This is a genomic window from Rhizobium leguminosarum bv. viciae (assembly GCF_012276115.1).
Taxonomy (GTDB): Bacteria; Pseudomonadota; Alphaproteobacteria; order Rhizobiales; family Rhizobiaceae; genus Rhizobium; species Rhizobium leguminosarum_T.
On sequence record NZ_WIEU01000005.1, the window covers coordinates 290,677 to 314,285 of the forward strand.

23 protein-coding genes are annotated in these 23,609 nt (G+C 60.8%); 22 read left to right on the forward strand and 1 reads right to left on the reverse strand.

All coding sequences use genetic code 11. The features are described from left to right. Positions 1 to 12: 12 nt before the first annotated feature. The 22 genes from GFM02_RS12455 to GFM02_RS12560 all read left to right on the forward strand — a co-directional run bounded on the left by GFM02_RS12455 (position 13) and on the right by GFM02_RS12560 (position 22,914). A complete protein-coding gene (locus tag GFM02_RS12455; protein ID WP_062943861.1) occupies positions 13 to 615 on the forward strand; it encodes an NADH-quinone oxidoreductase subunit C in 603 nt (200 codons plus the stop codon). Positions 616 to 666: 51 nt separating this feature from the next. Further along, positions 667 to 1,023, forward strand: a complete 357-nt coding sequence (locus GFM02_RS12460) for a four helix bundle protein (protein WP_348643967.1) — start codon at positions 667 to 669, stop codon at positions 1,021 to 1,023. Between the two features lie 79 nt (positions 1,024 to 1,102). Beyond that, positions 1,103 to 2,293 carry an NADH-quinone oxidoreductase subunit D gene (locus GFM02_RS12465; RefSeq protein ID WP_168303822.1) on the forward strand — a complete coding sequence of 397 codons (1,191 nt, stop codon included), beginning with the start codon at positions 1,103 to 1,105 and terminating at the stop codon, positions 2,291 to 2,293. Then, the gene (locus GFM02_RS12470; protein WP_012756961.1) at positions 2,293 to 2,565 is read left to right on the forward strand and encodes a hypothetical protein; all 273 of its coding nucleotides are present in this window, start codon (positions 2,293 to 2,295) and stop codon (positions 2,563 to 2,565) included. The genes GFM02_RS12465 and GFM02_RS12470 overlap by 1 nt, the downstream gene beginning before the upstream one ends. 16 nt (positions 2,566 to 2,581) lie before the next feature. Beyond that, positions 2,582 to 3,748 (forward strand): NADH-quinone oxidoreductase subunit E, encoded by a 1,167-nt coding sequence (locus tag GFM02_RS12475; RefSeq protein ID WP_168321810.1) that lies wholly within the window; start codon positions 2,582 to 2,584, stop codon positions 3,746 to 3,748. A gap of 10 nt (positions 3,749 to 3,758) precedes the next feature. After that, entirely contained in the window at positions 3,759 to 5,063 is a 1,305-nt protein-coding gene (nuoF, locus tag GFM02_RS12480; RefSeq protein WP_003547378.1) for an NADH-quinone oxidoreductase subunit NuoF, read from the forward strand. 2 nt (positions 5,064 to 5,065) lie between these two features. After that, positions 5,066 to 5,782: a 5' DNA nuclease gene (locus tag GFM02_RS12485; protein ID WP_131640336.1), complete on the forward strand. Its 717-nt coding sequence runs from the start codon at positions 5,066 to 5,068 to the stop codon at positions 5,780 to 5,782. A gap of 218 nt (positions 5,783 to 6,000) precedes the next feature. Further along, positions 6,001 to 8,082 (forward strand): NADH-quinone oxidoreductase subunit NuoG, encoded by a 2,082-nt coding sequence (nuoG, locus tag GFM02_RS12490; protein WP_020049492.1) that lies wholly within the window; start codon positions 6,001 to 6,003, stop codon positions 8,080 to 8,082. A 12-nt stretch (positions 8,083 to 8,094) separates the two neighbouring features. Next, positions 8,095 to 9,138 carry an NADH-quinone oxidoreductase subunit NuoH gene (nuoH, locus tag GFM02_RS12495; protein ID WP_077976232.1) on the forward strand — a complete coding sequence of 348 codons (1,044 nt, stop codon included), beginning with the start codon at positions 8,095 to 8,097 and terminating at the stop codon, positions 9,136 to 9,138. Positions 9,139 to 9,178: 40 nt separating this feature from the next. Then, the gene (gene nuoI, locus GFM02_RS12500) at positions 9,179 to 9,670 is read left to right on the forward strand and encodes an NADH-quinone oxidoreductase subunit NuoI (protein WP_003547385.1); all 492 of its coding nucleotides are present in this window, start codon (positions 9,179 to 9,181) and stop codon (positions 9,668 to 9,670) included. A gap of 144 nt (positions 9,671 to 9,814) precedes the next feature. Further along, the gene (locus GFM02_RS12505; protein ID WP_020049494.1) at positions 9,815 to 10,429 is read left to right on the forward strand and encodes an NADH-quinone oxidoreductase subunit J; all 615 of its coding nucleotides are present in this window, start codon (positions 9,815 to 9,817) and stop codon (positions 10,427 to 10,429) included. Between the two features lie 22 nt (positions 10,430 to 10,451). Continuing rightward, positions 10,452 to 10,760, forward strand: coding sequence for an NADH-quinone oxidoreductase subunit NuoK (gene nuoK, locus GFM02_RS12510; RefSeq protein ID WP_003547388.1), 309 nt, complete (start codon positions 10,452 to 10,454; stop codon positions 10,758 to 10,760). 7 nt (positions 10,761 to 10,767) lie between these two features. Beyond that, complete coding sequence (gene nuoL, locus GFM02_RS12515; protein WP_168272476.1) at positions 10,768 to 12,768, forward strand: NADH-quinone oxidoreductase subunit L; 2,001 nt, start codon at positions 10,768 to 10,770, stop codon at positions 12,766 to 12,768. Further along, entirely contained in the window at positions 12,768 to 14,279 is a 1,512-nt protein-coding gene (locus GFM02_RS12520; protein WP_168272477.1) for an NADH-quinone oxidoreductase subunit M, read from the forward strand. Before nuoL ends, GFM02_RS12520 begins: the two co-directional genes overlap by 1 nt. Positions 14,280 to 14,297: 18 nt before the next feature. Further along, positions 14,298 to 15,743, forward strand: a complete 1,446-nt coding sequence (nuoN, locus tag GFM02_RS12525; protein WP_020049497.1) for an NADH-quinone oxidoreductase subunit NuoN — start codon at positions 14,298 to 14,300, stop codon at positions 15,741 to 15,743. Further along, complete coding sequence (locus tag GFM02_RS12530) at positions 15,743 to 16,507, forward strand: biotin--[acetyl-CoA-carboxylase] ligase (protein WP_168272478.1); 765 nt, start codon at positions 15,743 to 15,745, stop codon at positions 16,505 to 16,507. The genes nuoN and GFM02_RS12530 overlap by 1 nt, the downstream gene beginning before the upstream one ends. 17 nt (positions 16,508 to 16,524) lie before the next feature. After that, entirely contained in the window at positions 16,525 to 18,195 is a 1,671-nt protein-coding gene (locus GFM02_RS12535) for a ribonuclease J (protein ID WP_168272479.1), read from the forward strand. Between the two features lie 2 nt (positions 18,196 to 18,197). Next, complete coding sequence (gene mce / locus GFM02_RS12540) at positions 18,198 to 18,602, forward strand: methylmalonyl-CoA epimerase (RefSeq protein ID WP_168272480.1); 405 nt, start codon at positions 18,198 to 18,200, stop codon at positions 18,600 to 18,602. 102 nt (positions 18,603 to 18,704) lie between these two features. Further along, on the forward strand, positions 18,705 to 18,980 hold the full coding sequence (locus GFM02_RS12545; protein WP_168272481.1) for a DUF1467 family protein: 276 nt from the start codon (positions 18,705 to 18,707) through the stop codon (positions 18,978 to 18,980). 590 nt (positions 18,981 to 19,570) lie between these two features. Beyond that, on the forward strand, positions 19,571 to 20,893 hold the full coding sequence (proS, locus tag GFM02_RS12550) for a proline--tRNA ligase (protein ID WP_168272482.1): 1,323 nt from the start codon (positions 19,571 to 19,573) through the stop codon (positions 20,891 to 20,893). A gap of 15 nt (positions 20,894 to 20,908) precedes the next feature. Continuing rightward, entirely contained in the window at positions 20,909 to 22,216 is a 1,308-nt protein-coding gene (locus GFM02_RS12555; protein ID WP_168321811.1) for a lipoprotein-releasing ABC transporter permease subunit, read from the forward strand. A gap of 14 nt (positions 22,217 to 22,230) precedes the next feature. Next, the gene (locus GFM02_RS12560; RefSeq protein ID WP_020049504.1) at positions 22,231 to 22,914 is read left to right on the forward strand and encodes an ABC transporter ATP-binding protein; all 684 of its coding nucleotides are present in this window, start codon (positions 22,231 to 22,233) and stop codon (positions 22,912 to 22,914) included. Positions 22,915 to 22,927: 13 nt separating this feature from the next. Here the strand turns inward: GFM02_RS12560 and GFM02_RS12565 are convergent, their stop codons facing one another. Further along, a complete protein-coding gene (locus tag GFM02_RS12565) occupies positions 22,928 to 23,392 on the reverse strand; it encodes a DUF5680 domain-containing protein (protein ID WP_020049505.1) in 465 nt (154 codons plus the stop codon). Positions 23,393 to 23,609: the final 217 nt, after the last annotated feature.

A 23,609-nucleotide genomic window follows, 5' to 3' on the forward strand; every position in this document is an offset into this window, starting at 1 on the left:
AGGACAAGGCATATGAGTGAAGCCCTGACTGAGCTTGCGTCCTACCTTGGCGAAGCGCGCGGCAACCTGATCGCCGCATCGCAGATGAAGTATGGCGAACTGACGCTGACGACGACGGGTGAAAACCTGGTCGCACTTCTGACCTTCCTGCGCGACGACGCCAAATGCGGTTTCGTCAACCTGATCGATATTTGCGGGGTCGACTGGCCGCAGCGCGAACTGCGTTTCGACGTCGTCTACCACCTGCTGTCGCCGAAGAAGAACCTGCGCATCCGCGTCAAGGTCGCAACGGATGAAGATACGCCGGTTCCGTCGGCCTGCCCCGTCTATCCGGGCGCCGACTGGTTCGAACGCGAGACCTGGGACATGTACGGCGTGCTCTTCACCGGTCATCCGGACCTGCGCCGCATCCTGACCGACTACGGCTTCGAAGGCCACCCTCTGCGCAAGGACTTCCCGACCACGGGTTTCGTCGAAGTGCGCTACGACGACGCGGCAAAGCGCGTCGTTTACGAGCCGGTCGAGCTGAAACAGGAATTCCGCAATTTCGACTTCATGTCTCCCTGGGAAGGCACGGAATATGTGCTGCCCGGCGATGAGAAGGCGAAGCCGTAAAGGCGAATAGTGAGTAGCGAATAGCGAATAGTTGGAAGGGGCGGGCAGACGATAAACTCCTACAAGGATCTTAAGGTCTGGCAGATGGCGATCGATCTCGCGGTGGATTGTTATCAACTGACCAGAAAGTTTCCAAAGGAGGAGGTTTACGGTCTGACGGCTCAGATACGCAGGGCGGCGAGTTCGATCGCAGCCAATATCGCTGAAGGACACGGACGTGAGGTCACGGGAAGTTTCATTCAGTTTTTGCGTATCGCTCAAGGTTCGTTGAAGGAATTGGAAACGCATATGCTCATTTCTCATCGTATCGGCCTGATCGACGAGAGCGAGTTCAGGCAGATGACCGGAAAGTGCGACGAGATCGGACGAATGATTCGGGCGCTAATACGGAGTCTCCAGGAGAAATAATGAGACCGAACGAAACTATTCGCTATTCGCTATTCGCCATTCGCTTAATTGCCCGCGCGTTTGCTATGGAGCACGCAGCATGACCGAACATAACGTCCGCAACTTCAACATCAACTTCGGACCGCAGCATCCGGCGGCGCACGGTGTTCTTCGTCTTGTCCTGGAGCTTGACGGCGAAATTGTGGAGCGTGTCGATCCGCATATCGGCCTTCTGCATCGCGGCACCGAGAAGCTGATCGAGACCAAGACCTATCTTCAGGCCGTGCCTTATTTCGATCGTCTCGATTACGTCGCGCCGATGAACCAGGAACATGCCTATGCGATGGCCGTCGAAAAGCTGCTCGGCATCGAGATCCCGATCCGCGGCCAGCTGATCCGCGTGCTCTATTCGGAAATCGGCCGCATCCTCTCGCACCTCCTGAACGTCACGACGCAGGCGATGGACGTCGGCGCGCTGACGCCGCCGCTCTGGGGCTTCGAAGAGCGCGAAAAGCTGATGGTGTTCTACGAACGCGCCAGCGGCTCGCGCATGCACGCAGCCTATTTCCGTCCGGGCGGCGTCCACCAGGATCTGCCCGAACAGCTCGTGCAGGATATCGGTAACTGGTGCGACCCGTTCCTGAAGGCGCTCGACGACATCGACAACCTGTTGACCGGTAACCGCATCTTCAAGCAGCGCAACGTCGATATCGGCGTTGTCTCGCTGGAGGAATGCTGGGCCTGGGGCTTCTCCGGCGTCATGGTGCGTGGTTCGGGTGCTGCCTGGGATCTGCGTCGCGCCCAACCCTATGAATGTTATTCCGATCTCGAATTCGACATCCCGATCGGCAAGAATGGCGACAACTACGACCGTTATCTGATCCGCATGATCGAGATGCGCGAATCGGTCCGTATCATGAAGCAATGCGTCAACCGCCTGCTCTCGGATGCCAAGACCGGTCCATTCTCGTCGATCGACGGCAAGGTCGTGCCGCCGAAGCGCGGCGAGATGAAGCGCTCGATGGAAGCGCTGATCCACCACTTCAAACTCTATACCGAAGGCTACCACGTGCCGGCCGGCGAGGTTTACGCCGCCGTCGAGGCGCCGAAGGGCGAGTTCGGCGTCTATCTCGTCTCCGATGGCACCAACAGGCCCTATCGCTGCAAGATCCGTGCGCCGGGTTACGCCCATCTGCAGGCGATGGACTTCATGTGCCGCGGCCACCAGCTTGCCGACGTCGCGGCCGTCCTCGGCTCGCTCGACATCGTCTTCGGCGAGGTGGACCGCTGATGCAGCTTCTGCCGCTGGCCGTCGTCATTCTTCTTTCGGCATCCGGGGTTTCGGCTCAGGAGTCCGATAGCCTTGGCACGCCGCTGGGCCATAAGGAAGAGACGCCGCCGGCGCAGCAATCGTCCATGGGTGAGCTTTTGTCCAAGGGCTATCAGATCAAGGCTGCCATTCCGAACGGCAGCAAATTCGTAGTGTTTATGCAAAAAGACCAGTCGGCCTATGCCTGCGAAATGCAGTCTTTGACCGCTTCGCGGTGTGGAACCCTAAACTGACAAGGCGTGAGGAAGAATGTCCGTTCGTCGATTAGCCGAAGATCAATTCCAGCCTGCCGCATTCGCCTTCAGCGATGAGAATGCGGTCTGGGCGGACAAGACGATCCAGAAATACCCCGCCGGCCGCCAGCAATCGGCGGTCATCCCGCTGTTGATGCGGGCGCAGGAGCAGGATGGCTGGGTCACGCGCGCGGCGATCGAAAAGATCGCCGACATGCTCGACATGGCCTATATCCGCGTGCTCGAGGTTGCGACCTTCTATACGCAGTTCCAGCTGCATCCGGTCGGCACGCGTGCCCATGTGCAGGTCTGCGGCACGACGCCCTGCATGCTGCGCGGCTCGGAAGCGCTGATGTCGGTCTGCAAGAGCAAGATCCATGCCCATGCCTTCGAGCGCAATGCCGAAGGCACGCTGTCCTGGGAAGAGGTCGAATGTCTCGGGGCCTGTGTCAACGCCCCGATGGTGATGATCGGCAAGGACACCTATGAGGACCTGACGCCCGAGCGTCTCGAAGAAATCATCGACGTCTTTGCCGCCGGCAATGGCGCCAGCATCAAGCCTGGCACCCAGATCGACCGGGTGTTTTCGGCGCCTGAAGGCGGCCTGACCTCGCTGACGACCGAAGAGCCGAAGGCAAGGACGCGCGCCAAGAAGGCCGATGCCGAAACCGTGTCGGCTCCGGTCGACCGCGCGCCGGTGCCGCCCTCCGAGGCCGCCCGCCCAAAAAGCACCGATGCCGAGACCAATGCTACCCTGAAGACGCCGGCAACGGCGCCCAAGGCGGCTGCGAAAAACGCAAAGGCAGCCGAGGAGCAGCCGGTCTCCGGCACTGCGGCTGCCGAACCGACGCCGAAAGCTGCCGTCAAGGCCGAGGCTGCCACGGCGGCAAAGCCTGCCCTGACCGACAAGAACCGTCCAGCCAGTATCGAAAAGCCCGCCGCACCGGACGATCTGAAGATGATCTCGGGTGTCGGCCCGAAGATCGAGGCGACGTTGAACGAAATCGGCATCTTCACCTTCGCGCAGGTCGCAGGCTGGAAGAAGGCCGAACGCGAATGGGTCGATGGCTATTTGAATTTCCGCGGCCGCATCGAGCGCGATGACTGGGTCAAGCAGGCCAAGGCGCTCGCCAAGGGCGGGGAAGCGGAATATATCAAGGTCTTCGGCAAGAAGCCGCGGTAAGAGGTGAAGCATGTTACAAGATAAAGACCGCATCTTTACCAACATCTACGGCCTCAAGGACAAGTCCCTGAAGGGCGCGATGAGCCGCGGCCACTGGGACGGCACCAAGCAGATCCTCGAAAAGGGCCGCGACTGGATCATCAACGAGATGAAGGCGTCAGGCCTTCGCGGTCGTGGCGGCGCCGGCTTCCCGACAGGCCTCAAATGGTCCTTCATGCCGAAGGAAAGCGACGGCCGCCCGCACTACCTCGTGGTCAACGCCGACGAATCCGAGCCCGGCACCTGCAAAGACCGCGACATCATGCGCCACGATCCGCATACGCTGATCGAAGGCTGTGTCATCGCGAGCTTCGCCATGGGCGCCAATGCGGCCTACATCTATGTGCGCGGCGAATATATCCGCGAGCGCGAGGCGCTGCAGGCCGCGATCGACGAATGCTATGATTATGGCCTGCTCGGCAAGAACAACAAGCTCGGCTGGGACATGGATATCTTCGTCCATCACGGCGCCGGCGCCTATATCTGCGGCGAGGAAACCGCGCTGCTTGAAAGCCTCGAAGGCAAGAAGGGCCAGCCGCGTCTGAAGCCGCCGTTCCCGGCCAATATGGGCCTCTACGGCTGCCCGACGACGGTCAATAACGTCGAATCGATCGCCGTCGCGCCGACGATCCTGCGCCGCGGCGCCGGCTGGTTCTCGGCCATCGGCCGTCCGAACAATGTCGGCACCAAGTTGTTCATGCTCTCCGGCCACGTCAACAAGCCGTGCACGGTCGAAGAGGAAATGGGCATCACCTTCCGCGAACTGGTCGACCGCCATGCCGGCGGCATCCGCGGCGGCTGGGACAACCTGCTTGCCGTCATTCCGGGCGGCGCATCCTGCCCGATCGTTCCGGCCAAGGACATCATCGACTGCCCGATGGATTTCGACGGCCTGCGCGGTGTCGGCTCGTCTTTCGGTACGGCGGCCGCGATCGTCATGGACAAGTCCACCGACGTCATCAAGGCGATCGCCCGTATCTCCGCCTTCTTCAAGCATGAGAGCTGCGGCCAGTGCACGCCCTGCCGCGAAGGCACGGGCTGGATGTGGCGCGTGATGGAGCGCATGGCCAAGGGCAATGCCCAGAAGCGCGAAATCGACATGTTGTTCCAGGTGACGAAGCAGATCGAAGGCCACACCATCTGCGCGCTCGGCGACGCCGCCGCATGGCCGGTGCAGGGTCTGATCCGTAACTTCCGTCCCGAGATCGAAAAGCGCATCGACCAGTATACGGCGAGCGCGCTTGATCACGGCGCGGTTCTGGAGGCGGCTGAATAGTCATGGCGGACAATGCATCCAAGGGTAGGAAAAACGAAGAGGCCGCCGATTTCGCGGCCGGGTTCGGCCGTCTTGCTGCCGAGATGCTGGAAAACGCACGGGCGATGCCGGTGCATCCGCTGATGGCGCATCCCGCTGCAGCCTTTGCCGCCGCAACGGCGATCGGCTTCGGTTTCTCGACCCAGATGGCCGGCGCCTTCTTCGGGGCCTTCCAGAGCGCCCTGGAAACCACCAGCAAGGTCGCGGCCGCCCTCGATGACACGCCGCCGGACGAACTGAAGCCCGATGTCGATATCCGGCCGGAGAATATTCGCCCGGTCGTGAAGGCGGTCACCAAGCCGTCGGCCGAGCAAAAGGCAGGACCGAGACTGACGGTCGTCAAACCGGTCAGCGAGCCGACGCCAGCCAGCCGGCCGAAGCCAGTCAGTCAAGCGAAGCCAGCCAGTCAAACGAAGGCCAGCGAGCCAAAGGTGGCCGTGAAGGCAAAACCGGTTGCGCGGGGGAAGACCGATGATCTCAAGCTGATCGCCGGCATCGGCCCGAAGCTGGAGCAGGTGCTGAACGCCAAGGGCATTCGCAGCTTCGCCGAGATTGCTGCCTGGACCGACGAGGAAATCGACCGGTTCGACACCGAACTCGGCTTCAACGGCCGCATTCTGCGTGACGACTGGACCGGCCAAGCGAAAGTTCTGGCAGGGCGGGGCCGCAGAAAGAAATGAACTGTCCGGCCGTGTCGATCGGCCGGAAAGATGGGCAGGTCGGCGGACGGGCGGGGGCCTCAGGATGCCGGTGCGGGTTCCGGATCTGGAATGCGCGACAGAGAATTTGGGCGACATCAGATGTCGGCAGGACGAAAGATCCGGCTTGGCAATGAGAGTGCTGCAAAAATAGGTTTGTTTGCCGTCATCAGGCAAACGGGAAACAGGACTGAGCGACGATGGCAAAACTGAAGATTGACGGCAACGAGATCGAAGTTCCGGATCATTACACGCTATTGCAGGCGTGCGAGGATGCCGGCGCCGAGGTTCCGCGCTTCTGCTTCCATGAGCGCCTGTCGGTTGCCGGCAACTGCCGCATGTGCCTTGTCGAGGTGAAGGGCGGACCGCCGAAGCCGCAGGCTTCCTGCGCCATGAGCGTGCGCGATATCCGCGGCGGCCCGAACGGCGAACTGCCTGAGGTCTTCACCAACACCCCGATGGTCAAAAAGGCCCGCGAAGGTGTGATGGAATTCCTGCTGATCAACCATCCGCTCGATTGCCCGATCTGCGACCAGGGCGGCGAATGCGATCTGCAGGACCAGGCGATGGCCTTCGGCATCGACACCTCGCGCTATCAGGAAGACAAACGTGCCGTCGAGGACAAGTATATCGGCCCGCTCGTTAAGACGGTGATGAACCGCTGCATCCACTGCACGCGCTGCGTCCGCTTCACCACCGAGGTCGCCGGCATTTCCGAACTCGGCCTGATCGGCCGCGGCGAGGATGCCGAGATCACCACCTATCTCGAACAGGCGATGACCTCCGAGCTGCAGGGCAATGTCGTCGACCTTTGCCCGGTCGGCGCGCTCACCTCGAAGCCCTTCGCCTTCACCGCGCGCCCGTGGGAGCTGAACAAGACCGAATCGATCGACGTCATGGATGCCGTCGGTTCGGCGATCCGCGTCGACACCCGCGGCCGCGAAGTCATGCGCATCCTGCCGCGCGTCAATGAGGCGATCAACGAGGAGTGGATTTCCGATAAGAGCCGCTTCATCTGGGATGGACTGAAGACCCAGCGCCTCGACCGGCCCTATGTTCGCCGCGACGGCCGCCTGCAGCCCGCCACCTGGGCCGAAGCCTTCGGCGCTATCAAGGCCGCCGTCGGCGCCACCTCGGGCGACAAGATCGGCGCGATATCAGGCGACCTCGCTTCCGTCGAGGAAATGTATGCACTCTCCGAACTGGTGAAGTCGCTGGGGTCGGTCAATCTCGACTGTCGCCAGGATGGGGCGGCACTCGATCCGTCGCTCGGCCGTGCAAGCTATCTCTTCAACCCGACGATCTCGGGCATCGACCAGGCCGACGCGCTGCTGATCATCGGCGCCAATCCTCGCTTCGAGGCTGCCATCCTCAACGCCCGCATCCGCAAGCGCTGGCGCCGCGGCAAGTTCCCGATCGGCGTGATCGGCGAGCGTGCTGAACTGCGCTACAGCTATGATTACCTCGGCGGCGGTCCCGACACGCTGAAGGATCTGGTCGACGGCACCCACGCCTTCGCGGACGTGCTGAAGAATGCCGCCAAGCCGATGATCATCATCGGCCAGGGGGCGCTCTCGCGCACCGACGGCGCCGGCGTTCTCGCCAGTGCCGCCAAGCTTGCCGGTTCCGTCGGCGCGGTCGTCGAAGGCTGGAACGGCTTTGCCGTCCTCCACACCGCTGCCGCGCGTGTCGGCGGCCTCGACCTCGGCTTCGTGCCGGGCGCCAAGGGCGTCAACGCAGCCGAGATGCTGACGGCGATGGACGTGCTCTTCCTGCTCGGTGCAGACGAACTCGACTTCACCGCCAAGAAGGCCAAGCTCACCGTCTATATCGGCTCGCATGGCGATAACGGCGCGCACCATGCCGACGTCATCCTGCCGGCCGCAGCCTATACCGAAAAGTCCGGCACCTGGGTCAACACCGAAGGCCGCGTCCAGATGGGCAACCGCGCAGGTTTTGCGCCGGGTGACGCTCGCGAGGACTGGGCGATCATCCGCGCCCTTTCCGACGTGCTCGGCAAGAAGCTTCCCTTCGATTCGCTCAGCGAATTGCGTGTCCGGCTCTATGCCGCTTTCCCGCATTTCTCTGCCATCGACGAGATCGCCGAAACAGATAGCGCCCAAATTGCCGCAGTTGCGAAAAAAGCCGGCAAGATGAACAAATCCGGGTTTGCGTCGCCGGTGAAAGACTTCTATTTGACGAACCCGATAGCGCGTGCCTCGGCTGTCATGGCGGAGTGCTCGGCATTGGCCCGCAACAACTTCAAAGTCGCGGCAGAGTAAGGGCAGGGGACTATGGATTCTTTCTTTTCAAGCTATGTCTTGCCGGCGATCATCATGGTCGGCCAGTCGCTGCTGCTTCTTGTCTGCCTGCTCGTCTTCATCGCCTACGTGCTGCTCGCCGACCGTAAGATCTGGGCAGCCGTGCAGTTGCGCCGCGGCCCGAACGTCGTCGGTCCCTTCGGCCTGTTCCAGTCCTTCGCCGATCTTTTGAAGTTCGTCTTCAAAGAGCCGATCATTCCGGCCGGCGCCAACAAGGCGGTGTTCCTGCTTGCCCCATTGGTGACGGTGCTTCTGGCGCTGTCCACCTGGGCGGTTGTGCCGCTGGCCGACGGATGGGTGATCGCCAACATCAATGTCGGCATCCTCTATATTTTCGCGATCTCCTCGCTTGAGGTTTACGGCATCATCATGGGCGGCTGGGCTTCGAACTCGAAGTATCCGTTCCTCGGTGCGCTGCGCTCGGCGGCACAGATGGTGTCCTATGAAGTCTCGATCGGCTTCGTCATCGTCACCGTGCTTCTCTGCGTCGGCTCGCTAAACCTGACCGATATCGTCAATGCGCAGCATACCGGCCTCGGCACCATGCTTGGCCTGCCGGCGTCGTTCCTCGACTGGCACTGGCTGTCGCTCTTCCCGATGTTCATCATCTTCTTCATTTCGGCGCTCGCCGAAACGAACCGCCCGCCCTTCGACCTTCCGGAAGCCGAATCGGAACTCGTCGCCGGCTTCATGGTCGAATACGGCTCCTCGCCATATATGATGTTCATGCTCGGCGAATATGCGGCCGTCTGCCTGATGTGCGCGCTGACGACGATCCTCTTCCTCGGCGGCTGGCTGCCCCCGGTCGATATTTGGATCCTCAACTGGGTTCCAGGCATCATCTGGTTCACGCTGAAGGCCTGCTTCGTGTTCTTCATGTTCGCGATGGTCAAGGCCTTCGTTCCGCGCTACCGCTACGACCAGCTCATGCGCCTCGGCTGGAAGGTCTTCCTGCCGCTGTCGCTCGCCATGGTCGTCATCGTTGCATTCGTGCTGAAACTGATGGGTTGGGCATGATGGTGCCCGCTCTCGTTTTCGGCAAAATTGGAGGTTGAAGATGGCAAGCTTGTCCGGCTCCATCAGCTCGCTGTTTCTCAAGGAATTCGTCGGCGCGTTCTTTCTGTCGATGCGCTATTTCTTCCGCCAGAAGGCGACGATCAACTATCCCTTCGAAAAGGGTCCGGTCTCCCCGCGCTTCCGCGGCGAGCATGCGCTGCGCCGTTATCCGAACGGCGAGGAACGCTGCATCGCCTGCAAGCTCTGCGAGGCGATCTGTCCTGCCCAGGCGATCACCATCGAGGCGGGTCCGCGCCGCAACGACGGCACGCGCCGCACGGTGCGCTACGACATCGACATGGTGAAGTGCATCTATTGCGGCTTCTGCCAGGAAGCCTGCCCGGTCGACGCGATCGTCGAAGGCCCGAATTTCGAATTTGCGACGGAAACCCGCGAAGAGCTCTACTTCGACAAGGCACGGCTTCTGGATAACGGAGACCGGTGGGAGCGCGAAATCGCCCGCAACATCGCGATCGACTCGCCGTACCGCTGATTGAGATTTTGAAATGCCGCGGTGGAGCTTAAGCGCTCCTGTCGCGGTCAACATGCACAGGAGCTTTGCCGGTTAGCGCCAGCGAAAGCTCCATCGGGCAGGGAAACTCCCGGCTGCCCGGGGGAAGATGAAAAAGGCACCAACATGGGTCTGCAGGCTCTATTTTTCTATCTTTTCGCCTTTGTCGCGGTGGCGTCGGCGTTCATGGTCATCTGGGCGAAGAACCCGGTTCACTCGGTTCTCTTCCTGATCCTGGTGTTCTTCAATGCGGCTGGCCTCTTCCTGCTGCTCGGTGCCGAATTCCTGGCGATGATCCTGCTTGTCGTCTATGTCGGCGCCGTCGCCGTGCTCTTCCTCTTCGTGGTGATGATGCTCGATATCGACTTCACCGAACTGAGGGCCGGCGTTCTCGAATATGCGCCGATCGGCGGGCTGATCGGGGTGATCCTCGCTGCCGAACTGATTGTCGTCATCGGCGGCAGCGTCATCTCGCCGGAGATCGCCAGGAGCGTTGCCATGCCGATCCCGGCGCTGAGCGAGCGCACCAATACGGCCGCTCTCGGCGACGTGCTCTATACCAATTACGTCTATTTCTTCCAGATCGCCGGTCTGGTGCTCCTGGTCGCCATGATCGGTGCGATCGTGCTGACATTGAGACACCGCACCAACATCAAGCGGCAGAATATTCCCAGGCAGGTTGCCCGCACGCCCGCCACCGCCGTCGAGGTGGTTTCGGTCAAGCCCGGGCAGGGCGTCTAAAGGCAGGTCAAGGAACAAAAACATGGTCATCGGACTTTCCCACTACCTGACGGTCAGCGCCATCCTCTTCACGCTCGGCGTCTTCGGCATCTTCCTGAACCGGAAGAACGTTATCGTCATCCTGATGTCGATCGAACTGATCCTGCTTGCCGTCAACATCAACATGGTCGCCTTCTCCTCCTTCCTGAACGACATCGTCGGCCAGGTCTTCGCACTGTTCATCCTGACTGTCGCGGCTGCCGAAGCGGCGATCGGTCTTGCAATTCTCGTTGTCTTCTACCGCAACCGCGGCTCGATCGCGGTCGAAGACGTCAATATGATGAAGGGCTGAGTGGCTCATGTTCCTCTATAAGGCTATCGTCTTTCTTCCCTTGACCGGTGCGATCGTCGCCGGCCTTTTCGGCCGCGCAATCGGCGCCAAGGCTTCGGAATATGTCACCAGCGGCCTGATGATCATCGCCGCCATCCTGTCCTGGGTCGTCTTCTTCACCGTCGGCATGGGCCATGCCGAAGGCGGTCCGATCAAGGTCGAGGTGCTGCGCTGGATCCAGTCCGGCGGCATCGACGTCTCCTGGTCGCTGCGCGTGGATACGCTGACGTCAGTCATGCTGATTGTCGTCAACACGGTCTCGACGCTGGTGCATGTCTATTCGATCGGCTACATGCATACCGATCCGCATCGCCCGCGCTTCTTCGCCTATCTCTCGCTCTTCACCTTCGCCATGCTGATGCTGGTGACTGCTGACAACCTTGCCCAGATGTTCTTCGGCTGGGAAGGTGTCGGTCTCGCCTCCTATCTGCTGATCGGCTTCTGGTTCAAGAAGCCGTCGGCGACGGCTGCGGCGATGAAGGCCTTCATCGTCAACCGCGTCGGCGACTTCGGCTTCGTGCTCGGCATTGCCGGCGTCTTCGTGCTGTTCGGCTCGATCAACCTCGACACGATCTTCGCCAATGCCTCGAATTTCGCCCCGCATGAGGGCGGCGGCGAAGCGGGCGAGGTGATCCTCAATCTCTTCGGCATGCAGCTCGACAAGGCGCATGCGCTGACCGGTATCTGCCTGCTGCTTTTCATGGGCGCCATGGGCAAGTCGGCGCAGTTCCTGCTGCACACCTGGCTGCCGGACGCCATGGAAGGCCCGACCCCGGTCTCGGCCCTCATCCATGCCGCCACCATGGTCACCGCCGGCGTCTTCCTCGTCGCCCGCATGTCGCCGCTCTTCGAACTGTCGCACGATGCGCTGGTTGTCGTCACCGTGATCGGCGCGATCACCGCCTTCTTCGCGGCAACCGTCGCTCTCGTGCAGAACGACATCAAGCGTGTCATCGCCTATTCCACCTGCTCGCAGCTCGGCTATATGTTCGTGGCACTGGGAGCCGGGGCCTATGGCGCAGCGATCTTCCATCTCTTCACCCACGCCTTCTTCAAGGCGCTACTCTTCCTCTGCGCCGGCTCGGTCATCCATGCCGTCGATGGCGAGCAGGACATGCGCTACATGGGCGGCCTGTGGCCGCATATTAAAGTTACTGCCGTGCTGATGATCATCGGCACACTGGCGATCACCGGTTTTGGCATTCCCTTCACGCCGATCGGTTTTGCCGGATTCTTCTCCAAGGACGTGATCATCGAGGCGACCTATGCTTCGCATTCGCCGGTCGCGGGCTTTGCCTTCGCGCTGCTGGTCATCGCGGCTCTGTTCACCAGCTTCTATTCCTGGCGCCTGATCTTCATGACCTTCTTCGGCAAGCCGCGCGCCTCGCACGAGGTGATGCACCACGTCCACGAGTCGCCGCAGGTCATGCTGGTACCGCTCTATCTCCTGGCGATCGGCGCGGTGCTTGCAGGCGTGATCTTCGAAGGCCGGTTCTACGGCGAGGAATATGCCGAATTCTGGAAGGGTGCGCTCTTTACCGGCGCCGAGAACGAACTGGTCGAAGAGTTCCACCATGTTCCTGCGCTCGTGGCTTTGAGCCCGTTCATCGCCATGGTGCTCGGCTTCGTCACCGCCTGGTACATGTATATCCGCTCGCCGCAGACACCGCGCATCCTGGCGCAGCAGCACCGCGTGCTCTACCGGTTCCTGTTGAACAAGTGGTATTTCGACGAACTCTACGACTTCCTCTTCGTCCGCTCCGCCAAGGCGCTCGGCCGCTTCCTGTGGAAGAAGGGTGATGTCGGCGTCATCGACACCTACGGTCCGAACGGCGTCGCCGCTCGCGTCGTCGCCGTCACCGATCGCGTGGTTCGCCTGCAGACCGGTTACCTCTATCATTACGCCTTCGCCATGCTGATCGGCATTGCGGCGCTCGTTACCTGGATGATGCTCGGGAGTTCCTTCTGATGACCGATTGGCCTATTCTTTCAACGGTCACCTTCCTGCCGCTCGTCGGCGTGGTGCTCCTGCTGCTAATGAACGGCGAGAGCGAAACCGGCCGGAAGAACGTGCTGTGGATCTCGCTGATCACCACCGTCTTCACCTTCGTCGTTTCGCTCTTCATCTGGATCGGCTTCGACAATGCCAATCCGGACTTCCAGATGCTCGAGAAGCATGACTGGCTCGGCACCGGCATTGGCTACCACCTCGGCGTCGACGGCATCTCGATGCTGTTCGTCATCCTGTCGACCTTCCTCATGCCCTTCTGCGTGCTGGCGAGCTGGCTCTCGATCGAGAAGCGCCTGAAGGAATACATGATCGCCTTCCTCATCCTCGAAACGATGATGATCGGCGTCTTCGTCTCGCTCGATATCGTGCTCTTCTACGTCTTCTTCGAGGCGGGCCTCATTCCGATGTTCCTGATCATCGGCGTCTGGGGCGGTAAGGACCGCGTCTATGCGAGCTACAAGTTCTTCCTCTATACGCTGCTCGGCTCTGTGCTGATGCTGCTCGCCATCATGGCGATGTACTGGCAGGCTGGCACGACCGATATTACCGCGCTGCTCGAATACAAGTTCCCACCGGCGCTGCAGACCTGGTTATGGCTTGCCTTCTTCGCCTCCTTTGCGGTGAAGATGCCGATGTGGCCGGTCCATACCTGGCTTCCCGATGCCCACGTTCAGGCGCCGACGGCAGGTTCGGTGATCCTGGCTGGCGTGCTTTTGAAGCTCGGTGGCTACGGTCTCATCCGTTTCTCGCTCGGCATGTTCCCGGTCGCGTCCGATTATTTCGCGCCACTGGTTTTCGCACTGTCTGTGATCGCCATCATCTACACCTCTCTGGTGGCGATGATGCAGGACGATATCAAAAAGCTGATCGCCTATTCCTCGGTAGCGCACATGGGCTATGTGACCATGGGCATCTTTGCCGCCAACATGCAGGGTGTTCAGGGGTCGATCTTCCAGATGCTCTCGCACGGCATCGTCTCCGGCGCGCTCTTCCTCTGCGTCGGCGTCGTCTACGATCGCACCCATACCCGCGAGATCAACGCCTATGGCGGCCTCGTCAACAACATGCCGAAATATGCCGTGGCGATGATGGTCTTCACCATGGCCAATGTCGGGCTTCCCGGCACGTCGGGCTTCGTCGGCGAATTCCTGACGCTGATCGGTGTCTTCCGCGTCAACACCTGGGTGGCGCTCTTTGCCGCCACCGGCGTCATCCTCTCGGCCGCCTACGCGCTTTGGCTTTATCGCCGGGTGATCTTCGGTGCGCTGGAGAAGGAAAAGCTGAAGGCGCTGCTCGATCTTTCCAGGCGCGAACAGCTGATCCTCTACCCGCTGGTCGCGCTGACCATCTTCTTCGGCGTTTATCCGGCTCCGGTCTTCGATGCGACGGCCGCCTCGGTGGATCTGCTGGTCAACAACTACACGGCCGCCGTGCACGCAGCGCAGAATGTTGCGCTGTCTATGAAATGATGACGGGACTTATTGGACATGACCGCTGAAACAATTCTCCTCAGTCTGCATCTTTCCGCGCCGGAGCTCATCCTCGCGGTCGGCGCCCTTGTCCTGTTGATGGTCGGCGTCTTCTCAGGCGAGCGGTCGGGCCTTGTCGTCACCGGCCTCGCCATCGTCCTGCTCCTGGCCTCCGGCCTGTGGCTGCTCTTCGTGCCCGCAGAAGGCCTTGCCTATGGCGGGGTCTATATGGCGGACGGCTTCTCGCGCTTCATGAAGCTGGTGGCGCTGATCGGTTCGCTGGTTGCCATCTTCATGTCGATCGGCCACGCCCACGAAAATCAGCTCGACAAGTTCGAGTTTCCGGTTCTCCTGGTGCTTGCGACCCTCGGCATCCTGCTGATGATCTCGGCCAACGACCTGATCTCGCTCTATCTGGCCCTGGAACTGCAGTCGCTGGCGCTTTATGTCGTCGCCGCGATCAACCGCGACAGCCTGAAGTCGACCGAAGCCGGCCTGAAATATTTCGTCCTCGGCGCGCTTTCCTCCGGCATGCTGCTCTATGGCATGTCGCTGGTCTACGGCTTCACCGGCCACACCCACTTCTCCGAAATCGCCCAGGCGCTGTCCGTCGAGGGCGCGCGTTCGCTCGGCCTGATCTTCGGCCTGGTCTTCATCCTCGCCGGCATCGCCTTCAAGATCTCGGCCGTTCCCTTCCATATGTGGACGCCGGATGTTTATGAAGGCGCGCCGACGCCGGTGACCGCCTTCCTTGCCGCAGCTCCCAAGGTTGCCGCCATGGCGATGATGACCCGCATCGTCATCACTGCTTTCCAACCGGTTCTGGCGGACTGGCAGCAGGTTGTCGTCTTCATCTCGATCGCCTCGATGCTGCTCGGCTCGTTTGCCGCGATCGGTCAGAAGAACATCAAGCGGCTGATGGCCTATTCCTCGATCGGCCACATGGGTTATGCGCTGGTCGGTCTTGCCGCCGGCAACCAGACCGGCGTCACCGGCGTCATGCTTTACATGGTCATCTACATGGTCATGACGCTCGGCAGCTTTGCGATCATCATGTCGATGCGCCGCAAGGACGGCACCGTCGTCGAAAATGTCGACGATCTCGCCGGCCTCTCCACAACCAACCCGTTCATGGCCGTAGTGCTGACGGCGCTGATGTTCTCGCTTGCCGGCATCCCGCCGCTCGCCGGCTTCTTCGCGAAGTACTTCGTCTTCGTTGCCGCCATCGAAGCCAAGCTCTATGCGCTCGCCATTATCGGCGTTCTCGCCTCGGTCGTCGGCGCTTACTATTATCTGCGTGTCATCAAGCTGATGTGGTTCGATGAGGCGACCGGCGAATTCGCCCGTGTCTCCGGAGCGCTGCGTCTGGTCTTCGGTCTCTCCGGTCTCTTCGTCACCGCCTATGTCCTCATCGGCGGCCCGATCGGCGGCGCGGCAGAGCTTGCCGCTGCGACGCTCTTTTGATGGCTTCCGACGGACGGCGCCGGATATCGCTCGGCGATTTCAGGCACGAGGCTCTGTCGGAAACATCGTCTACCAACAACGAATGCCTCGCCCGGGCTAGGGCGGGCGATGGCGGCAATCTCTGGGTGACCGCCGAGAGGCAGACCGGCGGCCGCGGCCGCCGCGGCAGGCTCTGGGTTTCCGAACGCGGCAATCTCTACGCTTCTCTTCTCCTGATCGATCCAGCGCCGATGGAGCGCCTGGGCTCGCTGCCGCTGGCGATCGCCGTTGCCGTGCACCAGGCGATCCGCAGGGTGCTGCCACTGGGCGCCGAGCCGATCGAGGTCAAATGGCCGAACGATATCCTCATCGGCCGAAAGAAGACCTGCGGTATTCTCGTCGAAGGCGAGGGGCTGCCGGACGGCCGTTACGCGCTGATCATTGGCATCGGCATCAATATTTCGGTAATGCCGGACAATCCGCTCTACCCCGTCACCTGCCTGCGTCAGCAGGGAAGTGCGGCGTCGCCGGAGGAACTTTTCGCGCATCTCTTCGCCGCCACGGCGGAAGTGCTTGAAATATGGGACCAGGGCCGTGGCATCGGCGAGATCACGGCGCTCTGGCGCGCCATCGCCTGCGGCATCGGCGAAAAGATTACGGTCAATTTGCCGGACCGATCGATTTCCGGACAATTCGCCGGAATTGATGATAATGGCTTGTTGATGCTCGATACCGGCGCTGGCAGGATAATGCCCATTGCTGCCGGTGATGTGTTTTTTGGATAGCGGAAAAAACGAAAATTATGGCGAAACAGGACGAACTGGTATTCCTGCCTCTGGGCGGTGTCGGTGAGATTGGCATGAATCTCGCTCTCTATGGCTACGGCCCGCCCGAGCATCGCCAGTGGATCATGGTCGATTGTGGCGTCACTTTTCCGGGGCCAGACCTGCCGGGTGTCGACCTCGTATTGCCCGATATCCGCTTCCTCGCCAGCGAACGAAAGAACCTCAAGGCGATCATCATCACCCATGCGCATGAAGACCATTATGGTGCGCTCGCCGACCTCTGGCCCGGCCTCAACGTGCCGGTCTATGCCTCTGGTTTTACATCAGGTCTGCTCGAAGCCAAGCGCAATTTCGAGAAGGCTAAGATCGGCGAAGTGCCGGTGACGCCGTTCAAGGCCGGCGATACGATCAATGTCGGCCCCTTCAGCATCGAAGGCGTCGCCGTCAACCATTCGATCCCCGAGCCGATGTCGCTGATGATCCGCACGCCGGTCGGCAATGTCATCCATACCGGCGACTGGAAGATCGACCACGAGCCTTCGCTTGGACCCCTGACCGACGAGACGCGTTTCCGCCAGCTCGGCGACGAGGGCGTGCTGGCGCTGATGTGCGACTCCACCAATGCGCTACGCGACGGTGTCTCGCCCTCCGAGAAGGATGTGTCCGAAAGCCTGCGCAAGATCATCGAGGATGCCGAGGGCAGGGTGGCGATCACCACCTTCTCGTCGAATGTCGGGCGTATCCGCACCGTAGCCGAGGCGGCCGAGGCGGCAGGCCGCGAAGTGCTGCTGCTCGGCAGTTCGCTGAAGCGCGTCGTCGACGTCGCCCAGGACGTCGGTCTCATGGAAGGCGTGAAGCCCTTCATCTCCGAGGAGGAATACGGCTATATCCCGCGTGACAAGGTCGTCGTTATCCTCACCGGCAGCCAGGGTGAGGGGCGGGCAGCCCTTGCCAAGCTCTCCCGCGACGAGATGCGCAATGTGGCCTTTGCGGCGGGCGATATCGTCGTCTTTTCCTCGCGCGCCATTCCCGGCAACGAGAAGGCGATCCAGGACATCAAGAACGGCCTCGTCGAGCAAGGCGTGCACATCATCACGGATACCGAGGCGCTGGTCCACGTTTCCGGCCATCCGCGCCGCAACGAGCTGCAGCGGATGTATGAGTGGACGCGGCCGAAGATCGTCGTGCCGGTGCATGGCGAGGCGATACATCTGACGGCCCACAAGGAGCTTGCCGAGCAATCCGGCATCGGGCTGGTGCCGCGGGTGCGCAACGGCGACATCCTGCGGCTGGCGCCCGGTCCCGTCGAGGTGATCGGCGAGGCGCCGCATGGCCGCATCTACAAGGACGGAACGCTGATCGGCGATTTCGACGAGATGGGTATCGGCGAGCGTAAGAAGCTCTCCTATGTCGGCCATGTCGCTGTTAACGTCGTGCTCGACGCCCGCTATGACATCATCGGGGAACCCGACCTCATTTCGATCGGCCTGCCGACCTACGATGACGAGGGCGAGGATATGGAGGATACGCTCTTCGACGCGGCGGTCAGCGCCATCGAGAGCATTCCGCGCGCCCGCCGCAAGGATATCGACATGCTGCAGGAGGCCGTGCGTCGCGCCATCCGCTCGGCCGCGAACAACACCTGGGGCAAGAAACCTCTTGTCACCGCCTTCGTCACCAAGGTCTGACCATGCTCGGCCGGGTCAACCATATCGCCATCGCCGTGCCGGATCTGGCTGTGGCGACGGCGGCCTATCGCGATACGCTGGGCGCTGCCGTATCGCAGCCGCAGGCTCTGCCGGAACACGGCGTCACCGTCGTCTTCGTCGAATTGCCGAACACCAAGGTCGAATTGCTGCAGCCGCTCGGAGCTACCTCGCCGATCGCAGCCTTCCTCGAAAAGAACCCGTCCGGCGGCATGCACCATATCTGCTACGAGGTGGACGATATTCTTCTCGCCCGTGACCGGCTGGTCACGGCGGGCGCCAGGGTGCTCGGCGATGGCCAGCCGAAGACCGGCGCGCATGGCAAGCCGGTGCTCTTTCTGCACCCCAAGGATTTCTTCGGCACGCTGATCGAACTCGAACAGGTCTGAGCCCTGCTGCGGCAGAGTGACCCGCAGGCGGCTAAACGCTTCGCCCGCTTTGAGTTGGTCGCCATTCCGCCGTATAAGGACGCGACACCAACGGGAACCATAATGCTCCAGATCTTTCTTCAGGGATTTGCCGTCTACTTCATCATCTGGTGGATGACGCTTTTTGCCGTTCTGCCGATCGGCCTGCGCACCCAGGCGGACGACAACGACGTCGTGCTTGGCACCGTTCCAAGCGCGCCCGCCCGGTTTCGTGCCGCTTTCGTGTTTTCGCTGACGACACTGATCTCGGCTCTGATCTACGGCCTCTGGTATGTCTGCGACACCTATTTCGGTTGGGGCTTCGATGCCCTGCCGCAACTCGGCCCCAGCTTCTATTGAGCGTGGCTTTTGCTCAAACTTTGAGCAGATGTAAACCTATTGAAAGCGAACTTCGTCATACCAGTGTCATGCTGTTGCGGCAAAGAGCTCTCGTAACGGAATGACGGTCATCCCCTAACGGTAGTCGGCCGGATTTTTGGATGGAATGGAGGCCGAAAAGCCAAAAAAAAACAAGGCTAAAAGCCTTGTTTTAAGTATCGCGTGATCTGTAACCGTTGCCGGGGCTGCGACGAGCGCGCCTAAGATCTGATCCTCCCAAGACTTGACCGCGAATTCGGCAAGAATTTAACTTCCTGCCTGTTTTGTGAGCTAAAACTAGCTCAAACATTGGGCTTTGTCATCTGCTTTTTTTGCATTTTTGCTACACTCTAGCAAAATTTTTCTGTTGACAAGATTTTCGTTCAAGTCCTTATAAACACGCGCTTTTTCATGCCCTTTCATTTTGCGGGTGCGAACATGCGCTTCCGGGAGGTTGCCGGCATCCGTTGCGGGTTTCCTTCCTGCCGCGAAGCGGCTATGAACGCTCCCGACATTAACAATGGTCTTTCGATTCCGCCTGCTGCGGGATCTCAACTTCTTCGGAATCCGCCATGCGTCTGTCCCGCTATTTCATGCCCATCCTCAAGGAAAACCCCAAGGAGGCGGAAATCGTCTCCCACCGGCTGATGCTGCGTGCCGGTATGATCCGTCAGCAGTCGCAGGGCATTTATTCCTGGTTGCCGCTCGGCAAGCGCGTGCTCGACAAGGTCAACGCCATTGTCCGCGACGAGCAGAACCGCGCCGGTGCCATCGAGCTGTCGATGCCGACCCTGCAATCGGCCGAGCTCTGGCAGGAAAGCGGCCGTTACGACGCCTACGGTAAGGAGATGCTGCGCATCAAGGACCGTCAGGACCGGCCGATGCTCTACGGTCCCACCAACGAGGAGATGGTGACGGATATTTTCCGCTCCTCCGTCAAGTCCTACAAGGACCTGCCGCTCAATCTCTATCATATCCAGCTGAAGTTCCGTGATGAGATCCGTCCGCGCTTCGGCACCATGCGCTCGCGTGAATTCATGATGAAGGATGCCTATTCCTTCGATCTGACGCGCGAAGCGGCGGAGCATTCCTATAACAAGATGTTCGCCGCCTATCTCAGAACCTTCGACCGGCTCGGCCTGCGCGCCATTCCGATGCGCGCCGACACCGGCCCGATCGGCGGCAAGCTCAGCCATGAATTCATTATCCTCGCCGATACCGGCGAATCTGAAGTCTTCTGTCACAAGGATTTCGTCGACTTCGATATTCCTGGTGAACACACCGATTTCGACAATGTCGAGGCCCTGCAGGCGATCTTCGACAAATGGACCTCGCTCTATGCGGCGACCTCCGAAATGCATGACGAGGCTGCTTTCAACGCCGTTGCCGAAGGCGACCGCCTGTCGGCGCGCGGCATCGAGGTCGGCCACATCTTCTATTTCGGCACGAAATATTCCGAGCCGATGGGCGCGAAAGTACAGGGACCGGACGGCAAGGAACACTTCGTTCATATGGGTTCCTACGGTATCGGCCCGACACGCCTTGTTCCCGCCATCATCGAAGCATCGCATGATGATAACGGAATCATCTGGCCGGCATCGGTCGCGCCCTTCGATATCGTTGTGATCAACATGAAGGCGGGCGATCAGGCCTGTGACGATACCTGCGAGCTGATCTATGCCGCGCTGAGCAAGGCCGGCAAGGATGTGCTCTATGACGATACCGACGACCGGGCCGGCACGAAATTCGCGACCGCCGACCTGATCGGTGTACCCGTCCAGATCATCGCCGGCCCGCGCGCGGTCGCAAACGGCGAAGTGGAAGTGAAGGACCGCAAGACCGGCGCCCGCGAAACGATGACCATCGAAGCGGCGATCAATCGGTTCGTAGCGTAAGGAAACGGAGGCGAAATGGCAGAGGCAGCAGTGGACCGGAGTTCCAAATCCGGCTTGGGTCCGGCTGGCAAGCCATTTTCCACCTTCGAACGCCTCGTGGCGTGGCGCTATCTGCGCGCCCGCCGCAAGGAGGCCTTCATCTCGGTGATCGCCGGCTTCTCCTTCGTCGGCATCATGCTCGGCGTTGCGACGCTGATCATCGTCATGGCCGTCATGAACGGCTTCCGCACTGAACTCGTCTCGCGCATCCTCGGCATCAACGGTCACATGATCGTGCAGCCGTCCGACGGGCCCTTCACCGATTATCCCGACCTCGCCAGTAGGCTCGCCGCCGTGCCTGGCGTTAAAATGGCGCTGCCCTTGGTGGAAGGTCAGGTGCTTGCCTCCGCTCAGGCCGGCGGCAGCACTGGCGCTTTGGTGCGCGGCGTCCGCGCTGAGGATCTGGGCAAGCTCAAGATGGTCTCCGAGAGTATCAAGCCTCCCGGCGACATGGTGGGCTTTGCCTCCGGCGACGGCGTAATGATCGGCACCCGCATGGCCGACCAGTTGGGTCTGCGTGTCGGTGATCTCATTACGCTGACGTCGCCAGATGGTGACATCACGCCGATGGGCGTCAGCCCGCGCATCAAGTCCTACAAGATCTCGGGCCTCTTCGAGATCGGCATGTCGGAATATGATTCCTCGATCATCTTCATGCCTCTCGAGGAGGCGCAGCTCTATTTCAACGCCGAGGGGCTGGTGCAGTCGATCGAGCTCTTCGTCGATCACCCCGACGATATCGACGCTCTCAAGCCCAAGGTGGAGGAGGCGGCCGGTCGCCAGATCGCCATCACCGACTGGCGCCAACGCAATCAGACCTTCTTCTCGGCGCTGCAGGTCGAGCGCAACGTCATGTTCATGATCCTGACACTGATCGTGCTTGTCGCGGCGCTGAATATCATCTCCGGCCTGATCATGCTGGTGAAGGACAAGGGCAGCGATATCGCCATCCTGCGCACCATGGGCGCCAGCGCCGGCGCGATCATGCGCATCTTCTTCATGACCGGGGCGGCGATCGGCATCGTCGGCACCATTGCCGGCGTTCTGCTCGGCGTCCTCGTCTGCGTCAACATCGAGTCCGTCCGCCAGTTCTTCTCCTGGATTTCAGGCACCGTGCTCTTCAATCCGCAGGTCTATTTCCTCAGCCAGCTGCCAGCCGAGATGGATCTGAGCGAAACGATCTCGATCGTCGTCATGGCGCTGACGCTCTCCTTCATCGCGACCATCTTCCCGGCCTGGCGTGCCTCCAGGCTCGATCCGGTGCAGGCCCTGCGCTACGAATAAGGAATGCCGCCTTCATGAAACGCAACGTCGTTCTCCAGCTTACCGGCGTCGAGCGCCATTACGGGCAGGGCGGTACGCTGCTCTCAATCCTGAAGGGCGTAGATTTTTCGATATCGAAGGGGGAGATTGTCGCTCTCGTCGCCCCTTCCGGCACCGGCAAGTCGACACTGCTGCATGTCGCCGGCCTGCTGGAGCATCCGGACGGTGGTGAGGTCAACATCAACGGCCATGCCTGTGATGGCCTGAGCGACGAGAAACGCACCGCCATCCGCCGCAGCGAAATCGGCTTCGTCTATCAGTTCCACCATCTGCTGCCGGAATTCTCGGCGCTCGAAAATATCATGATGCCGCAACTGATCGCCGGGCTTTCCTGGAAGGAAGCCGGAGAGCGGGCCGGCCAGCTGCTCGATTATATGCGCATCGGCCATCGTGGCTCGCATCGCCCGGGCGAGCTTTCCGGCGGCGAGCAGCAGCGCGTTGCAATTGCCCGCGCCGTCGCCAATGCGCCGACCCTGCTTCTTGCCGACGAGCCGACCGGCAATCTCGACCCCGAAACGGCAAGCTACGTCTTCGACGCGCTGGAAGCGCTGGTGCGCCAGTCCGGCCTTGCTGCCCTCATTGCCACCCACAATCACGAACTCGCCCGCCGCATGGATCGGCGCGTAACGATTTCGGACGGCAAGATCGTCGATTTCTGAGGCCCAAATCAGATCAAGGGATGATCAATCCGCCGCGATAGTCGAGCATATAGGCCTTCTGGCCATCGACCATGATGCATTCGTGGCCGATGAACCGCTCGCAGCCGCCTTCGCTGCTGTCGATATAGCGGCCGAACGGATGGTCGAATTCCATCCCGTCAAGAAACCGGCCCTCGCGATACATCGCCGAAAGTGCAGCCTTGATCACTGCTCCGGCTGCTGTGCCGTCGATGAGTTCAGGCGCAATGACGCAGCCGAAATAATTCATCGCCCAGACCGGCTCGTCGGCAAGCCACACCACTTCCTGTCCGGCGAAATCGGTCCCGCCGAAATAGCTGTCGAGATAGCGCCAGTCGCCGCGTTCGTAACCGATATCGTGGGCACCCGGCCGGCAGGGCAAGCGCGCTACGCCGCCGCCGACATAGGTCGCAGCCTTCGCCTCCACGACGAATTCGTTCAGTATCGCAATATCCAACATGCCATTCTCCTCTCAGCTAGATGCTGGCAAATGTGCCGCGGCATGTAAAGAACAAAAAGGGAACATATGCCGGAAATAAAGAGTCGCCCTGAAGAGGTCTGCCGCCTGAGCACCATGCCCCATCTGCGGCGGATCGGGAAAGGGCAAGGCTGCTGCCGATCACATCGAGCGCCGGCCCCTAGCCAATTCGTCGCCTATTTCCTGTGATTTTCAAACA